General features: G+C 54.0%; 13 protein-coding genes. 9 read left to right on the top strand and 4 right to left on the bottom strand.

What is annotated here, in order from left to right; translation table 11 throughout:
- The first annotated feature begins 418 nt into the window (after positions 1 to 418).
- The 5 genes from cysD to ACXAF0_RS08450 all read left to right on the top strand — a co-directional run bounded on the left by cysD (position 419) and on the right by ACXAF0_RS08450 (position 9,360).
- Entirely contained in the window at positions 419 to 1,312 is an 894-nt protein-coding gene (gene cysD / locus ACXAF0_RS08470) for a sulfate adenylyltransferase subunit CysD (protein WP_475346234.1), read from the top strand.
- 264 nt (positions 1,313 to 1,576) lie between these two features.
- Positions 1,577 to 3,496, top strand: coding sequence for a sulfate adenylyltransferase subunit CysN (gene cysN, locus ACXAF0_RS08465; RefSeq protein ID WP_475345443.1), 1,920 nt, complete (start codon positions 1,577 to 1,579; stop codon positions 3,494 to 3,496).
- A gap of 162 nt (positions 3,497 to 3,658) precedes the next feature.
- Positions 3,659 to 4,456 carry an ImuA family protein gene (locus ACXAF0_RS08460; protein ID WP_475345442.1) on the top strand — a complete coding sequence of 266 codons (798 nt, stop codon included), beginning with the start codon at positions 3,659 to 3,661 and terminating at the stop codon, positions 4,454 to 4,456.
- Complete coding sequence (locus ACXAF0_RS08455; RefSeq protein ID WP_475345441.1) at positions 4,368 to 5,993, top strand: Y-family DNA polymerase; 1,626 nt, start codon at positions 4,368 to 4,370, stop codon at positions 5,991 to 5,993. The genes ACXAF0_RS08460 and ACXAF0_RS08455 overlap by 89 nt, the downstream gene beginning before the upstream one ends.
- A 4-nt stretch (positions 5,994 to 5,997) precedes the next feature.
- Positions 5,998 to 9,360, top strand: coding sequence for an error-prone DNA polymerase (locus ACXAF0_RS08450; RefSeq protein WP_475345440.1), 3,363 nt, complete (start codon positions 5,998 to 6,000; stop codon positions 9,358 to 9,360).
- A gap of 55 nt (positions 9,361 to 9,415) precedes the next feature.
- On the opposite strand, the gene ACXAF0_RS08445 is transcribed toward ACXAF0_RS08450, so the two are convergent.
- Both ACXAF0_RS08445 and ACXAF0_RS08440 read right to left on the bottom strand, forming a co-directional pair.
- Positions 9,416 to 10,175 (bottom strand): IS5 family transposase gene (locus ACXAF0_RS08445; protein ID WP_475345113.1). Its coding sequence is split into 2 segments (ribosomal slippage): positions 9,416 to 9,839 and positions 9,838 to 10,175, totalling 762 coding nucleotides; the frame shifts between segments, so codons are not numbered across the junction.
- 56 nt (positions 10,176 to 10,231) lie between these two features.
- Complete coding sequence (locus tag ACXAF0_RS08440; RefSeq protein WP_475345439.1) at positions 10,232 to 11,788, bottom strand: hypothetical protein; 1,557 nt, start codon at positions 11,786 to 11,788, stop codon at positions 10,232 to 10,234.
- 128 nt (positions 11,789 to 11,916) lie between these two features.
- On the opposite strand from ACXAF0_RS08440, the gene ACXAF0_RS08435 reads away from it, so the two are divergent.
- From ACXAF0_RS08435 to ACXAF0_RS08420, 4 genes are all read left to right on the top strand, one after another.
- Positions 11,917 to 12,627, top strand: a complete 711-nt coding sequence (locus ACXAF0_RS08435) for a GNAT family N-acetyltransferase (protein WP_475345438.1) — start codon at positions 11,917 to 11,919, stop codon at positions 12,625 to 12,627.
- 64 nt (positions 12,628 to 12,691) lie between these two features.
- Positions 12,692 to 13,627, top strand: a complete 936-nt coding sequence (locus tag ACXAF0_RS08430) for a glucosaminidase domain-containing protein (RefSeq protein WP_475345437.1) — start codon at positions 12,692 to 12,694, stop codon at positions 13,625 to 13,627.
- Positions 13,628 to 13,720: 93 nt separating this feature from the next.
- Positions 13,721 to 14,359, top strand: coding sequence for a CDP-alcohol phosphatidyltransferase family protein (locus ACXAF0_RS08425; RefSeq protein WP_475345436.1), 639 nt, complete (start codon positions 13,721 to 13,723; stop codon positions 14,357 to 14,359).
- A 153-nt stretch (positions 14,360 to 14,512) separates the two neighbouring features.
- The gene (locus tag ACXAF0_RS08420; RefSeq protein ID WP_475345435.1) at positions 14,513 to 15,616 is read left to right on the top strand and encodes an ABC transporter substrate-binding protein; all 1,104 of its coding nucleotides are present in this window, start codon (positions 14,513 to 14,515) and stop codon (positions 15,614 to 15,616) included.
- 208 nt (positions 15,617 to 15,824) lie between these two features.
- On the opposite strand, the gene ACXAF0_RS08415 is transcribed toward ACXAF0_RS08420, so the two are convergent.
- The gene (locus ACXAF0_RS08415) at positions 15,825 to 16,199 is read right to left on the bottom strand and encodes a hypothetical protein (protein ID WP_475345434.1); all 375 of its coding nucleotides are present in this window, start codon (positions 16,197 to 16,199) and stop codon (positions 15,825 to 15,827) included.
- A 98-nt stretch (positions 16,200 to 16,297) separates the two neighbouring features.
- Positions 16,298 to 16,570, bottom strand: coding sequence for a GIY-YIG nuclease family protein (locus ACXAF0_RS08410; RefSeq protein WP_297020655.1), 273 nt, complete (start codon positions 16,568 to 16,570; stop codon positions 16,298 to 16,300).
- Positions 16,571 to 16,649: the final 79 nt, after the last annotated feature.

Raw genomic sequence — 16,649 nt, 5'->3', positions numbered from 1 at the left:
TCAGCATTCATGTCCTTTAAATGGGGCTTCCCGCCCCCTGAAATCAAGTTCTTTTCAAGAAGGATGCTCAATTTGAAATAAAATTACCTTCAATTCGCCATTTCGGCACAATTCCGGAATGCGAAATAAATCCGTGAGTAGCAATGCCAGCCCTACGCGCATAGCAGTGCTACAGAAAAAAAGAACCTCCCGCTTAACCACGAATATCCTTGCGTTGCTGTAACCCACACATTAAACACATAAATAATGTTAATTGATATTGGACTCCATTTTTTTGTGTAAAAATTGAAATCACACTTGCTTTGCGGGGCGTTCCATATTACCCATCAAAGCCAAGTGAAATACTTTTATAAACACAAAATAATGTGTTAATTAATAGAGTTTTGAGTGATCGGCAGGAAAGAGAATGCAGCCTAATCTGACCCATCTCCGCCAGCTTGAGGCTGAGAGTATCCATATCATCCGCGAGGTGGCGGCATCGTTTGAACGGCCGGTGATGCTTTATTCCATCGGCAAGGATTCATCGGTTTTGCTGCATCTGGCGCGCAAGGCGTTTTATCCGGCCCCGCCGCCCTTTCCATTGATGCATGTTGATACCACCTGGAAATTCCGCGAAATGATCGAATTTCGCGACCGGGTTGCGGCCGAATATGGCTTTGATCTGATTGTGCATATCAATCAGGAAGGTGTGGAACAGGGCATTGGCCCGTTCACCCATGGGTCCAGCCTGCATACCGATGTGATGAAAACGCAATCGCTTAAACAGGCGCTGAACAAATACAAGTTCGATGCAGCCTTTGGCGGTGCCCGTCGGGACGAAGAAAAAGCGCGAGCCAAGGAACGTGTCTTTTCCTTCCGCACCGAAACCCATCGCTGGGATCCGAAAAACCAGCGCCCGGAATTATGGGATATCTACAACGCCCGGATCAACAAGGGCGAAAGCATCCGTGCTTTCCCGATCTCGAACTGGACCGAGCTTGATATCTGGCAATATATCTATCTTGAGCAGATCCCGATTGTGCCGCTCTATTATTCCGCCAAACGCCCGGTGGTCGAACGTGACGGCACGCTGATCATGGTCGATGACGATCGCATGCCGCTCAATCCGGGTGAAAAGCCGGAAATGAAATCGGTGCGGTTCAGAACGCTTGGCTGCTATCCGCTGACGGGGGCTGTTGAGTCCGAGGCCGCCACCCTGCCCGACATTATTCAGGAAATGCTTCTGACCCGTTCAAGCGAACGTCAGGGCCGCATGATTGACCACGACCAGGCCGGGTCGATGGAGAAGAAGAAGCAGGAAGGATATTTTTAGAGCATGCTTCCCTTAATTAGACGCATTTTGTTTTCTTTTGGCGCGATGGGTTGCAAGGCACACCGTGTAGCGCGATGCAGCGCATCGGGCAAACGGTGTAACGCCGCAAACCGCCGCCAAAAGAAAACCCTTCGGGCCAGCACAGTCTTTTATCTGGCCACATCGAAATCCTTGTCCGTAATACCATTACGCCCTACGGACTTCTCTTTGCCAGCTAAAAGACTGAGCTGGCAAAATGGGTCTAATTAAGGGAAGCATGCTCTTATGGCGCACCAATCCGACCTGATTGCTGATGATATTCTCGGCTACCTGAAGGCGCAGGAAGAAAAAAGCCTGCTGCGTTTCATTACCTGCGGCAGCGTGGATGATGGCAAATCGACCCTGATCGGCCGTCTGCTTTGGGATTCCAAACTGATCTTTGAAGATCAACTGGCCGCCCTTGAGTCTGACAGCCGCAAAGTCGGCACCCAAGGCGGCGAGATTGATTTTGCCCTCCTGCTTGATGGCCTGCAGGCCGAACGCGAACAGGGCATCACCATTGATGTTGCCTATCGCTTCTTCTCGACCGACAAGCGCAAATTCATCGTCGCCGATACGCCTGGCCACGAACAATATACGCGCAATATGGCAACCGGCGCCTCGACCGCCGATGTTGCCGTTATCCTGATTGATGCACGCAAGGGCATCCTGACCCAGACCCGCCGCCACAGCTTCATTACCTCATTGCTGGGCATCAAGCATGTGGTGCTGGCGGTCAACAAGATGGATTTGATCGACTATGACCAGTCGAAATTTGACGCCATCGTTGCCGAGTATCAGGAATTCGCCAAGCAGCTGAAATACAGCTCAATCACCGCAATTCCGCTTTCCGCCTTGCGCGGCGATAACATGATTGAGCCCAGCGCCAATACCCCCTGGTATTCCGGCCCGACCCTTCTGGCTCATCTGGAAAATGTTCAGGTCGAACAGGACGCGATTGAAAAACCGTTCCGTCTGCCGGTGCAGTGGGTTAACCGTCCGAACCTCGATTTCCGGGGATTTTCGGGCACGATTTCATCTGGCCGTGTCAAACCGGGCGATGAGATTGTTGTCACCGCATCGGGCCAGACCAGCAAGGTCAAGGAGATCGTGACCTTTGACGGCAACCTAGATGTTGCCATTGCCGGTCAGGCAATCACGCTGACCCTTGAAGATGAAATCGACATTTCGCGTGGCGATGTCATCGCCGAGGCCGAAGCCAAGCCTGATTTCGCAGATCAGTTCGAAGCGCGCATCATCTGGATGCATGAAGATCATCTTCTGCCCGGCCGTCCCTATCTGATCAAGATGGGTGCACAGGTCGCCAATGCGCAGATCAGCGCGCTGAAATACAAGGTCAATGTCAACACGCTGGAACATGAACCGGGCAAGACGCTTGAGCTTAATGAAGTCGGCATTGCCAATATTTCGGCTGACAAGGCTCTGGCCTTTGATCCCTATGACGAAAACCGTCATTCGGGCCGCTTCATCATCATTGACCGCTATAGCAACGCCACTGTTGGGGCGGGCATGGTCAACCATTCCCTGCGTCGTGCGACCAACATCAAATGGCAGGAAATGGACATCAACAAGGGTGCACGTGCCTATCAGAAAGGCCAGAAATCGGCTGTTCTGTGGTTCACGGGCCTGTCGGGTGCGGGCAAATCGACCGTCGCCAACCTGGTTGAGAAAAAGCTTCATGCTCTTGGCAAGCACACCTACACCCTTGATGGCGACAATGTGCGTCATGGCCTGAACAAGGATCTTGGCTTTACCGATGCAGACCGCGTCGAAAACATCCGCCGTGTGGGCGAAACCGCCAAGCTGTTTGTTGATGCGGGCGTAATCACGCTGGTCTCCTTCATCTCGCCGTTTAAAAGCGAACGTCAGCTCGCACGCGGGCTGCTTGAGGAAGGCGAATTCATCGAAGTCTTCATCGACACCCCGCTTGAGGTTTGTGAACAGCGCGATGTGAAAGGGCTTTATAAAAAGGCCCGTGCGGGCGAGATCGCGAACTTCACCGGGATCGACAGCCCCTATGAGCGGCCTGAAAATGCCGAGATCGTGGTCAGCACCGCAGATCAAAGCGCAGAAGAAGCCGCCGAGATCATTGTCGCCAAACTCGAAGAGTTCGGCGTTCTGGGGGCCTGGTTCCCGGAAATTTGATCAGGCATCAGAGAAACATTCAGAAAACCCGGCAGGTGATCTTGCCGGGTTTTCTTTTGCTTCAATGACCTCTCTCCAGAGCTGTAAGAAACCCTTTTGATACGTCTTGACTCCTGTTCCGCTTTGACCACATAAAAAAGAACAAAGCAGGAACAATTAAACATGTCAGACAGACGTATTCATCAGGCCCGTGCCGCATTGGCGCGCGCCGAGCAGCAATGGAAGGGACAGGTTTCCTGTCTGTCCGGTGGGCCAGATCGGGCCGACGGGGTGATTGCGCATGCCTTTGGCGGGACGTTCCTGCGCGATCATATCAGCATCGGCGGCCTTGCCCCGGTGGGGCTGCATGAAGTGCTGTGCGGGCATGATGATGGTGCGGCATCGCTTCTGGCGTGGTATCTGGCGACATTGTCGGGTCACGCAACGCCTGACAAAGGCATTTTCTGGATCCGGCAACGTCGCGCGCTGGATCAGGGCGGGTTTTATGCGCCTTCCCTGCCCATGACGGCCCTTACGCCCGAACCGTTGATGATGACGGTGGATCAACAGGCCACCGCCCTTTGGACCTGCGAGGAAGTGGCAAAATCAGGCCAAGTCCGGGCGGTGATCATTGAAACCACCGACTATGACCTGACCACGGCAAGGCGCATGCAACTGGCGTGTGAAAGTGGTGGCACACGCATCATTGTTTTGCGTCCGCTTGCCAGAAACGGACGCATTCCGACCTCAAGCGCCTGGACGCGCTGGCAAATAACACCTTTCAACGCCTCACACGCAACACATTCAACAGAACGACCAACAGGAAACGACCATCATCTCAGCCTGATCGGGGGACGCGGGGTCCGACCGGGAAGCTGGAAAGTAAAAACCGATGCAACAACGTTTTCTTTATCTGTGGCTGACCCACTGGAAAACCGACTGTCAGAAGACACTCCCAAAGACAGGCACGCCCACGCCTGATCAGCCCCGCGATGCTGACAGCCAAGCAAAGCCCGCAAAGGCACCAGCCATCCCGCATGTGATCACACGTAGCGATCATAAGGGCGTGCTGGTCTGTGGCCTGAATGAAGTGGCGCAAAAGGCCGGATTGCACGGTGGCATGCGCCTGTCGGATGCGCGCAGCATCCTGCCCGAGCTTACAGACAGCCCCGAGGATCCGGAGCTGTGTGAGGGCAAATTTGCCCGTCTGGTGCGGTTTATGGACCGCTATAGCCCATGGATCGCGCCAGACCGGGAACTGCACACGCATGGGCTGAATGGCGATGCGGGCCTATGGCTTGAAATCACCGGCAGCAGTCATTTGTTTGGCGGCGAAGGTGCCATGATCGAACAAATCCTGCGCGACATGAAAGCCCGGGGCACCACCGCCCGTGCGGCCATTGCCGATACCGCCGGTGCGGCATGGGCCACGGCACGTTGCCATCCAGGGGGAGCACATGAACGTATTTTATCGCTGCCACGTGATCACGGGGTTGCCGCCGGGTTTCCGGTATCATGCCTGCGATTGTCTGATGACATCATCGCGGTTTTAGCGCGCCTTGGCCTGAAACAGCTGGGCGATATCACCCCTCTGCCGCGCGCCAATATCACCACGCGCCTTGGCCCGGATGTGTTGCATCGTCTGGACCAGTTTTATGGCCGCCTGCCCGAACATCTGAATTTTGAACTGCCTGATACGCCTTGGCTGATCAAACAAAATTTTGGCGAACCATTGGGCGATGCCGCCAATCTGGCGCATGCGATTGAAAGCATGGTCGCCGATCTCTGTGCAAAGCTGCGCGATGAAAACCTTGGTCTGCGACGCCTGATTGTTCGATCCATTCGGGTCGATGGCCATCCTCACACCATCACGACGACAACCGGCACGCCCTGCCAGTCCGAAAGCCATATCCTGCGATTGCTGGCGGAAAAGATGCCCGGGGTTGATACCGGCTTTGGCATCGAACAGGTGATTGTCTATGCGCCCTGGGTCGAACATGTCGCCTTTCGCCAGGTCCGTCTGGATCGCCAGCAGAATGACAGCAGCGATGCCATTGCCTTGGGCGAGTTGCTCGATCGCATTACCCATCATCTGGGCCCCAAGGACATTTTATATCGCCCGGCCCATCATGCCAGCCACCTGCCCGAACGGGCCGCCATCCGGCAATCGCCAACCGGGCCAACCAAACCCGCACGCATCCCGGATGCCCCCCTGCCCAAACGTCCGGTGCGGCTGATTAATCCGCCCGAGCCGGTCGATGTTATGGAACGCAGTGCGACTGGTGCCCCCACAAAACTGCGCTGGCGCAAGATGCTGATTGATGTTCTGCGGGCAGATGGGCCGGAGCGCATCTGTCCGGAATGGTGGACCCATCTGGAGCGCGACAATTACGCCCTGTCACACATGACACGCGATTATTTCCGCATCTGCGATCAAAAGGGCCGGTTGATCTGGCTGTTTCGCAGCGGCCATGCCGGGCAGGATATCTGGTCGGTGCATGGTTTGTTTGCCGGATAACGCCATGACAAAGCAAGCCAACAGCACAGACACCCCGGCCTATGCCGAACTGCATGTCAGCAGCAATTTTTCCTTCCTGCGTGGTGCGTCGCACGCTGAGGAACTTGTCCTGACAGCCGCCACCAAGGGCCTGCATGCGATTGCGATGACCGATCACAACACGCTGGCCGGGGTGGTGCGCGGCCATACGGCGCATCGCAATTATGCTGATCGGTTGAACTACATTGTTGGCTGTCGGCTTGATCCGATGGATGGGCCGTCCTTGCTGTGTTATCCGACCGATCGCACCGCCTATGCCCGGCTGTGCCGATTGCTCACCCTTGGCAAGCGCCGCGCGCCCAAGGGATCGTGCGAGATTTATCTCGCCGATATCGTCACCCATGGCGAAGGATTGCTGTTTATTGCCGTCCCGCCCCAGGTCCCCGATGATGCCTTTCGCGCTGAGCTGATCAGTTTGAAATCACATTTCGACGGGCGGCTGTGGCTGGCCATCGGGCGGTTCATGGATGGGTTTGACACAGAACGTCTTGAGTTTACCGAGGCGGTTGAGGCCGAGCTTGGCATTCCCGCCGTGGTCACCAATGACGTGCATATGCATCTTCGATCCCGCAAACCGTTGCGGGATGTCCTGACCTGCATTCGTCATCACTGCACGATTGAGGATGCCGGGTACCGTCTGTTTCCCAATGGCGAACGCCACATCAAATCGCCGCGTGAAATGGCCCGTTTGTTTCCGGATCACCCGCACTGGCTGGCCCGCACCGTCGAGATTGCCGATCAATGCCGCTTCAGTCTGGATGAGCTGCGATATGAATACCCCGATGAAAATGACGGCACCGGCGAAGGCACCCAGGAACGCCTGATCCGCCTGACCTGGGAAGGAGCACAGAAACGCTACCCCAACGGCATCCCCGACAAGGTCAAAAACCTGATCGAGACGGAGCTCAAGCTGATCGAGGAGCTGGGCTACGCCCCCTATTTCCTGACCGTGCATGACATTGTCGCCTTTGCCCGCTCCAAGGGCATTCTCTGTCAGGGGCGCGGGTCAGCGGCCAATTCATCGGTGTGTTTTTGTTTGCATGTCACCTCGGTCGATCCGAACGAGGTGGAATTGCTGTTTTCGCGCTTCATCAGCAATGCGCGCAATGAACCACCCGATATCGATGTCGATTTTGAACATGAACGCCGCGAAGAGGTTATTCAGTTCATCTATGAACGTTATGGCCGCGACCGGGCCGGACTGACGGCAACCGTGATTTCATATCGCTCGCGCAGTGCCATGCGCGATGTCGGCAAGGTGTTTGGCCTGTCGGAAGATACCATTGTCAAACTGACCAAAACCATCTGGGGGTCCAGCAGCAAACCCGCCCATGACAATATGATGCGCCAGTCGGGCATTCACCCCGATGAACCGCGCCTGAAAGCCGTTCTGGACCTTGCCGGGGAACTGACCGGCTTTCCCCGCCATCTGTCGCAACATGTGGGCGGTTTTGTCATTACCAGCGGGCCGCTTTGTGAACTGTCGCCGATTGCCAATGCCGCCATGGCGGACCGCACCACCATTGAATGGGACAAGGATGACATTGATGCATTGGGCATCCTCAAGGTCGATATTCTGGCACTTGGCATGCTGACCTGCATCCGCAAGGCACTGTATGAGCTGCGCACGCACAAGAACATTGATTACGATCTGGCGACCCTTCCCAAGGAAGACGTTGCTACCTATCGCATGCTGTCCAAAGCCGACAGTGTCGGCACCTTTCAGGTGGAATCGCGCGCGCAAATGAGCATGCTGCCCCGCCTGAAACCGCAAACCATTTATGATCTGACCATTCAGGTCGCCATCGTCCGCCCGGGGCCCATTCAGGGCGGCATGGTCCATCCGTTTTTGCAACGGCGCATGGGACGTGAAAAGGTCGAATACCCCTCCAAAGAACTTGAAGCCGTGCTTAAACGCACCTGCGGTGTGCCCCTGTTTCAGGAACAGGCGATGCAGATTGCCATTGTCGCGGCCGGTTATTCCGGCGGGGAGGCCGACAACCTGCGTCGCGCCATGGCAACGTTCAAGCGCACCGGCACCATTGGCGAACACCGCACCAAATTCATCAATGGAATGCTGAAAAATGGCTATGACGAGGAGTTCGCCGAACGTTGTTTCAAACAGATCGAAGGCTTTGCCGATTATGGCTTCCCCGAAAGCCACGCGGCGAGTTTTGCCATTCTGGCCTATGCGTCATCCTGGCTTAAATGCCATCATCCGGATGTGTTTTTATGTGCGCTGTTGAATTCCCAACCGATGGGTTTCTATGCCCCGGCACAGTTGGTCAATGATGCGCGTAATCACGGGGTGCGCGTGCTTGAAATCGATATCAATCACAGTTTCTGGGACAACAATCTGGAACGCGAAGCGGGCCGCACCGCGGGGTATCATTCGGTCCGGCTTGGGTTCCGTCAGATCAAGGGATTTGGCGAGCTTGATGCCTTGGCCCTGATTTCCAACCGGCCCCAAGGCGGGTTTCAGGATGTCTATCTGATGGCTCGCCAGACCGGGCTTAGTCCCGCAGCCCTTGAAAAACTGGCCGAGGCCGATGCGTTCGGATCGCTTGGTCTGTCCCGGCGCGAAGCGCTGTGGGCTGTGCGACGCTTTGGCAAGGGACGCAAGGCCCCAGCAAGCCTGCCCCTGTTTGAAGCCGCCCAGAACTTTAACCACAACATGGGTGTCTCGGCCGAGTTCGGCGCCGAGGCCCCGGTGGATCTGCCGATCATGGGTCCGGGCGAGGAGATTATCGAAGATTACGCCAGCCTGCGCTTATCACTTAAAGGCCATCCGATGGCGATGCTGCGCGATGCGCTCAGCACTGCCGGGGTGTGCACGGCAAGTGACATTGCCAATGTGCCTGATGGCCAACGGCTGAGCCATGCAGGGCTTGCGATTGTTCGACAGCGTCCCGGCACGGCATCGGGGGTTGTGTTCATAACCCTTGAGGATGAAACCGGCATCACCAACCTTGTGGTCTGGAGCAAGGTGATGGAACAGCACCGCCGCGAGGTGATGACCGCGACCGTTCTGGGGGTGACGGGCAAATTGCAACGCGAAGACGGGGTAACGCATATCATTGCCGACAAACTGGTTGATCTGACCCATATGCTGCAATCGATGAGCGAGAACACCAAAATCGCCCGGGATGCCAACAACCATCCGCGCAACCTGCACTGGGCCAGCCCGCGCACCGCCCTGCCGACGGCGGACGCCCCATCATCCAAGTCGTCCCGCCCCGCCGGGGATCTCGATCAGCTGGAACCAAAATCAGAGTCCGCCACCGCCAATCACAAGCGCCTTAAGATCGACAGTCATGATTTCCACTGATGAAATAAAATAATATTGGTTTAACCACGCTTCTTATCACTAGGCTCAGGACTCATTAATTGAGGTAAAATATGACGGTAGCAGCGATACAGATCGCTGAAAAGAAGGTGTGTGCGCATCGGTCATATCGGGTCGCCACCCTGCGCCAGTCTTTGAGCTTTCCGAACATGTTCTCGACTTTGTGCCGGGTTTTATAGAGCTTTCGGCAGTATGATATGTGTGTGTTTCTGTTTTTGCGGGGCGGTATGCAGGGCTTGATACCCTTGGCGTTGAGCGCCGCCCGGAACTCGTCGCTGTCATAGCCCTTATCACCAATCAGGTGAGATGCCGAGGTTGGCAGGCTTTCATACATAAGCTTTGCGCCAAGATGATCGCTCATCTGACCTTCGGTTAGCAGCAGGACAAGTGGCTTGCCGTACTCATTGACGACGGCATGCAGCTTGGAATTCAGGCCACCTTTCGTTCGCCCGATACGGCGGGGACATCCCCTTTTTAAGCAGGCTGGCCGCCGTGCGATGTGCCTTCAGGTGTGTGGCGTCGATCATCAACTGTTCAGGCTCGCCGTTCTCGGCTGCAATCGCAGAGAATATACGATCAAAGACACCCAATCGGCTCCAGCGTACAAAGCGGTTATAGAGCGTCTTGTGCGGCCCGTATTCCCTTGGGGCATCACGCCAGCGAAGACCGTTGCGAATGACATGGATGATCCCGGAAACAACGCGCTGATCATCAACACGAGGAACCCCGTGAGCCTGTGGGAAACAGGGCTCAATACGCTGCAACTGAGAACGGGAAAGCCAGAATAGATCACTCATAAAGTGCTCCTCACCAATCAGAGAAACCACTTTCTACCAAAAAGGTGGAGCGAATATTAATAGGTCCTGAGCCTAAGGTCTTTTATTTTTTGCCACCAAGGAGATAGTTCCTCTAAATTTAAAGGATATTTTTTTCTATTTCCTTGCTCTCCAAAAATTTTGTTTCCAATATTTTTCAGTGACCACCCTCTAAATTCTTGGGTAACACTTTTTGATAAAATCTCTAAAAACTGACTCTCGGAGAATGAAGCGGAAACGTCCTCAACATCCACAATGTCACAAAAAACAATCGGCGGCCTGCACTTAACTGGCACCCCACCTTTTTCATCTGCGAGAGTTTTCGCCTTAGCAAGAACCTTATCCTGCAATTCCGAAGATGCGACCAACCAAGGATCTAGTGTCAAAACAACTCCTATGACACCATCATCATGAACCTGCCTCTTCGCGGCCCCCTCTTTCAGATGAGAGAAGTATCTCCACAACTGAAAAACACCTTTTGATATTTGATCATAAGCGTGCTTAGCATCTTCTGTTGGGCGCTCAGAAAACTGTGCAGGGAAGCTTAATTTTGTTGCCTTACACTCAATAACAACCCTGACCTTTCCATCGATACTAATTAGAACATCAGGACTATCGATACTATTTCCATTAAACACATAAGAATAACTTCGAACGATAGAATAATCGCCGTAAATTTTTGCCAAATATCTTAAAACGTATTCCTCAAACCTTTCATTTGCAGCATTTATGATTTTTGCTCCCCCCCTCATTAGATCATAGTAAATCCCCGCTGTTATCCTGTAGATAATCAACGCTGGTAGAGGACAGATTAGATAGTCACCGGATACGAGGATAGGACAGGCTCTCAACGGACTAGGTTGATAGGCCATATTTAGACGGCCGCTAATTAGTCTAGATTGCGCCCTAACGTTAAAAACAAGATTTTGCGTTTCCTGCTTACTAACACTTAATAATTCCAAAGACCTATCGACATCAACACTCGACAATCCGATATCTTTTAAAGAAATTTTTTTCTCAACAGACGGGTAACCTAAAAACCCAGAAAAAAGAGCAAACCCAACGAGCATGAAGTCGTCCAGCTTAACACCATACTTCTCGAAAAAATATTGTGAGCAGGTTTCATTACCATAAATAAAGTAGTATCTCGCAACCTGCGGCGTATTAAAATATCCTGATTGCCACTTAAATTGACGATGCCCTATACGATGTACTTCCAGCAATATGTCTTTAGAAACCAAAGAAAATGAAGCTTCGGCATCTTCTACACCTCGAAGTAAGTTAATAAAATTAGCCAATGAGTTATAACGAGAGCAGTCGACTGTCCTATTCCAACCATCACGAGGAACGAAGGGGCGACAGGTAAAAAACTCCCCAACCAACGTTTCAAGCTCCCACGGATGAATTTTATACTGTGACGCGATAGAATCGTCCGCCGCTTCCGGAGGAAAATGAAGATATTTCTTAGCAAGGTCAGCTTTTCCAGATTGCAGAGCATTAGCAGCCCAAATCATCCGAAGGAACTCTTCGTACCCAACTTTCGACAAGAGCTTGCGTAGTTTTCTTTTCTTTAGATTATAATTTGCCCTTCCCATTCTTCCTCCCACTTGAAGCCAAAATGTGGAACACACAAATGGCCCCTTCATTTTCATATTATTGGCACTGGAAAACGCGAATTCGCTGATAGACAAATACTACAGTTCAGCACTGTATGGAATCCAAGATGACCGCGCCCCACAAAGACCAATTTGGCAAATCCGTCGGCCATCCGATTGAAAACTGGACCGGATGCGCGATGCCACCGCGCAGCGACATGGTCGGCAGCCACGTCATCGTACGCCCGCTGGATGTCGCCCGCGACGCCCAACACCTGTTTGACGCCAACAGCAAGGCGCCTGATGGTTCACGCTTCACCTATCTTCCGACCGGGCCGTTTGCGGATTTCGATGCTTACAAGGCCTGGCTTGAAAGCATGACTGCCAGCGATGACCCGATGCTCCATGCCATCATCGACAAGGCGACCAACACAGCCGTTGGCGTGGCGGCCTTCATGCGGATTGATCCAAAAAATGGCGTGGTCGAAGTCGGCAACATCAACTATGCCCCGGCCCTTTCCAAAACCATTGGCGGGACAGAGGCGATGTATCTGATGATGAAGCGCGCCTTTGATGAGCTGGGCTATCGCCGTTACGAATGGAAATGCGACGATCAGAACGCCCCGTCGCGGGCGGCTGCCACGCGCTATGGCTTTATCTATGAAGGCACGTTTCGCAATCATCTTGTCTATAAGGGGCGTAACCGCGACACCGCGTGGTTTTCCATCACGGCTGAGGAATGGCCCGCCATCCGCGCCGCGTTCGAGGCCTGGATGGCCCCGGAGAACTTTGATGATGCCGGGCAACAGCGCAAACGATTGGAAGATTTGCGGCCCTGACACCCAAAGCATGGTAAGATCCTGATCTTGTTATCAAGTTCAAAACAGATCAGCGAGGCACACCATGCCAAGGCGCGTGTTGAAAGCGATGTTTACCGGTTTGACGGTTGCCATCATCGGCACCAGCCATGGTGGCATATCGCCCGCCCGGGCAGACATCATCCTGCCAACACCAGATGCACATGATGTTATCCGCGTTGAGCTGAATGGCTACGAACAGCTTGAACAGTTGTTTGAGGATCTGAATTACACGGCAGAACAATGGAATGCGGGCGAACGCGCTGTTCCCCGTCTATTCCTGCAAACCATCCCGACGCTTTGGCGTGATGAGCTTGCCGATCAACTGACGATCACGGCAAAGAAACGTACCTTCTTTCGCACGCTGGGCCCCCTGACCTTGCTGGCCAACGAGGAAATCGCCCTGCAGCAGCGCGCCCTTCGCCAAGCCATCCGTGACAAAGACACCGCCATCATTGCCGAACTGGCCGAACAATATCGCGTTGACGGGGCACCAGACGATCCCGCCACGACCGCAGAGCTTGAAAAACGTATCGCACCGGTTCCCCCATCCCTTGCCATGGCCCAGATGGCAATTGAAAGCGGTTGGGGCACATCGCGCTTTGCAGCCCAGGGCAATGCATTATTCGGCCAATGGACCTATGGCGGCAAGGGCATCACGCCCAAGGAACAGCGCAGTCACCTTGGCGATTACAAGATTGCGGCATTTGAAACACCGTTCGGATCGGTTCGGGCCTATATGAAGAACCTCAATACCGGTTCGGCCTATAAGGAATTTCGCGATCTGCGGGCAAAATTGATCGCGGATCAGGAACCGCTTTCGGGCACCGTGCCTGCAGAAACCCTGACACGCTATTCCGAACGCGGCCAAGTTTACATCAAGGAAGTTCAGGCCGTTATCCGCCAGAACATTCTTTCCCATGTCGATGATGCCTATCTTGAAGATGGCCCCTACTATCACCTGATTCCGGCAGGCGAGTAACGTCCTTGATACGCCCCAATGAACTGGTGATTTTCATTCCGTCGAACTTGCGCTTATAGTCGGCGCTTCAACACGTTAAATGGAAATCACCTGATGTTTGATGCCCGCCTGCGCCCGCTGATTGATGTGCCGTTAAATGCGATTGCGCGAACCCTTTCGGGCACGGGCATTACGCCGAACGTGATTACGGGGTTTGGCTTTTTCCTTGGCCTTCTGGCGGCAGCCTGTCTTGTGCTCAAACTTGATTACGCAGCCCTTGCGCTGATCCTCGCATCGCGTTTCATGGATGGGCTTGATGGGGCGGTTGCCCGGCATGCTGCCCCCAGATCACGCCATCCGGGGGCGAAAAGTCAGGAAAGCGATCTGGGTGGTTATTATGATATCGTCTCCGACTTTCTGTTTTATTCGGGCATCATTCTGGCCTTTGCCATCGGGCGACCGGAACATGCGCTTATGGCGGCGTTTCTGATTTTCTGTTTTGTCGGCACCGGATCAAGTTTTCTGGCCTATGCCATTATCGCCGCCAAACAGGGCCGCAGCGACAATGACGCCCAAGGCAAGAAAAGCTTTTTCTATCTGACAGGTATTACCGAAGGCAGCGAGACCATACTGGTCTTATGTCTCATATGCATTTTCCCGGCCATGTTCGACACTATTGCAGCCATTTTCGGTGCCTTGTGCCTGCTCACCACTGCTGGCCGGGTTCTGCAGGCACGGCGCGACTTCGGCTAGTGCGGCAATTATCACGATATCAACTGCTTGAAACGCGTTCCGGGAACTGCCATATCGAAATCGTCACCAAATCCTGTCTGCCTGGACAGGATCAATTGTTAAACGTCCACAGGCCACGGTTCCAGGCCCATAAGAAAAGCTGCAAGGAATAAAATGCGGTCCATCAGGTTTCTGTGCTCTGTGTTTGTCGGCTGCTTCTTGCTGGTGGCCTGCGATCAATCCGGCCCCATCAAAATCGGTTTCATTGCCGGCCTGTCTGGCCCCGGCTCGGATGCGGGGACCGATGCGCTTAATGCGTTAAAACTTGCGGCCCAGCAGGTAAATGGCGACGGCGGCATCAATGGCCGCATGATCGAAATCATTGCCCGCGATGATCTGAAAACCCCAAAAGTTGCACAGGACCACGTCCGCGAATTTAAGCGCCTTGGCGTTGACGCCGTGGTTGGCCCGATCATCAGCTCAATCGGCATGGCGATGCTGCCGGTGATCAATGAGCTTGGTGTTGTCACCGTATCCCCGACCATCTCAGCCGCCGACTTTGCCGGTTTTCGCGACAACCTGTTTCGCCTGAATGCCACAACCCGCGAAAATGCACGCGCTTATGCCAGACATCATATCGACGCAGGATACAGCCGTGTGTCGCTTGCCCTTGATGGTCAGAATCAGGCCTTTACCGACAGTTGGTATCGCGAATTCCTTCTGGAATTTGATGCGCTAGACGGTCGGGTGATCTCCAAGGTCTGGATCAATGTCAACAATGTCACCCACGCCGAAGCCGCAGTTGAACTTTTGACCAATGATCCCGAAGCCATCGTTTTGATCACCAACAGTGCGGACGGCGCCTATATGGCGCAGGAAATCCGCAAACTTGACGCCGATATCCTGTTATCTGCCGCCGAATGGGCCGGGTCGGAAACCTTGATCGAGATTGGCGGAGACGCAGTCGAAGGCATGAAACTGGTGCAGGCTTATGACCGCTATGACACCAATCCGCGCTTTCAGAAGTTCATCAAAGACTACTCTGCAATGTTTGATGATCACCCCGGTTATACTGCGGTCCTGACCTATGATGCGGCGACGGTTTTATTTGCAGCTTTACGCAGCAAGCACCCGGAACAATCCCTGGCCGACGCCCTGACCAATCTTCCGCCGCAGCCGGGATTACATCAGGAACTGGCGTTTGATGCCTTTGGCGATGGCAATCGCAACATCTATTTCGTTGAAATCCGCGACGGCAAATTCATCCGGGTCAACTAGGGTCAGGACCTAGAGCAGTTTCCGTTTAGATTGAAACGTTTTGCCGGAGGCATTCTTCTGTCCTGCAAGGACAGGATCGCCGTGCGTAGCGGTGCTAAGGGCAAGATCCTTGACGCAGCGGGGCAGAAGAATGTCCCGGCCCGAAGGGTCCGTTTTGGCGATGTTTTGCGGCGTTAAACCGTGTGACCGATGCGCCGCATCGCTCTGTTCAGGAACAACACCCCGGAACAGTACACCCGGCTTCCTCGTCACTCTTGAAGTGATCGCCAAGGCCGGTGTCATATTCCATGCCTTCCTTGGTCAGAACAATGGCGGCCGGATAGCCTTCCTTGACCAGACCTTTGCGGGTCAGTGCGACCCAGACTGCCGGGTTTTCAAAACCGCTGGCATCACGGGCCGCCACGGTGAATTTGCCGACATGAACATGATTGCCATGGGCGTGCGGTACACGCAAAAGCGTTGCCACGCCAGTGGCTTCATCAATCTTGCCGGAATTGGGATCCTTGGCAATCACCTGTGCCAACACAAGGGTGCGCAGCTGCAGCTTGTTGAGTTTCAGCGGATTTTTGCGAACGAATGCCATGACGGATGGATCCCTAATTTGAATGAGCTATTGGAAAGCACATATCTGTTACTTGGCGCGATGATGCAAGTGCTGATTTAAGGCCCACCCCACTGGGCTTAGCCGCCTGCCAGCATCTTGCGCAACTTGCGATCGCGCTTGAGATGCCATTCCCGGCTCATCGCCTGCCCGAATGTGCGGAACCGTTCGACATACACCAGTTCCCACTGCCGCCCGCGCGTCGTCTTGGCACCCTTGCCGCTGTTATGCGTGGCAAGCCTCGCCTCGACATCGGTCGACCAGCCAACATAGGTCCGGGGCAGTTTGACCTTGCCCTGCCCCGGCACAAAATCCAGCTCGCGCAGCACATAAACAAAGGTGAATGACGCCATCTGCGAGTTACCCGGTTTATAATTGCGCGACCGAATTCGTTTCATGCTGTGGCGAAAACGGCTGACTTTGAGAACCGGC

Source organism: Thalassospira sp. ABD4_177, assembly GCF_056160125.1.
The sequence above is the reverse complement of the archived record's forward strand: the minus strand, read 5'-3'. Positions and strand labels throughout refer to the sequence as shown.

Excerpts from the sequence above, each read along its gene's own strand:
- cysN (WP_475345443.1), top strand. The coding sequence starts at position 1,577 with ATGGCGCACCAATCCGACCTGATTGCTGATGATATTCTCGGCTACCTG.
- ACXAF0_RS08460 (WP_475345442.1), top strand. The coding sequence starts at position 3,659 with ATGTCAGACAGACGTATTCATCAGGCCCGTGCCGCATTGGCGCGCGCC.
- ACXAF0_RS08455 (WP_475345441.1), top strand. The coding sequence starts at position 4,368 with ATGCAACAACGTTTTCTTTATCTGTGGCTGACCCACTGGAAAACCGAC.
- ACXAF0_RS08450 (WP_475345440.1), top strand. The coding sequence starts at position 5,998 with ATGACAAAGCAAGCCAACAGCACAGACACCCCGGCCTATGCCGAACTG.
- ACXAF0_RS08440 (WP_475345439.1), bottom strand. The coding sequence starts at position 11,788 with ATGGGAAGGGCAAATTATAATCTAAAGAAAAGAAAACTACGCAAGCTC.
- ACXAF0_RS08435 (WP_475345438.1), top strand. The coding sequence starts at position 11,917 with ATGACCGCGCCCCACAAAGACCAATTTGGCAAATCCGTCGGCCATCCG.
- ACXAF0_RS08430 (WP_475345437.1), top strand. The coding sequence starts at position 12,692 with ATGCCAAGGCGCGTGTTGAAAGCGATGTTTACCGGTTTGACGGTTGCC.
- ACXAF0_RS08425 (WP_475345436.1), top strand. The coding sequence starts at position 13,721 with ATGTTTGATGCCCGCCTGCGCCCGCTGATTGATGTGCCGTTAAATGCG.
- ACXAF0_RS08420 (WP_475345435.1), top strand. The coding sequence starts at position 14,513 with ATGCGGTCCATCAGGTTTCTGTGCTCTGTGTTTGTCGGCTGCTTCTTG.
- ACXAF0_RS08415 (WP_475345434.1), bottom strand. The coding sequence starts at position 16,199 with ATGGCATTCGTTCGCAAAAATCCGCTGAAACTCAACAAGCTGCAGCTG.
- ACXAF0_RS08410 (WP_297020655.1), bottom strand. The coding sequence starts at position 16,570 with ATGGCGTCATTCACCTTTGTTTATGTGCTGCGCGAGCTGGATTTTGTG.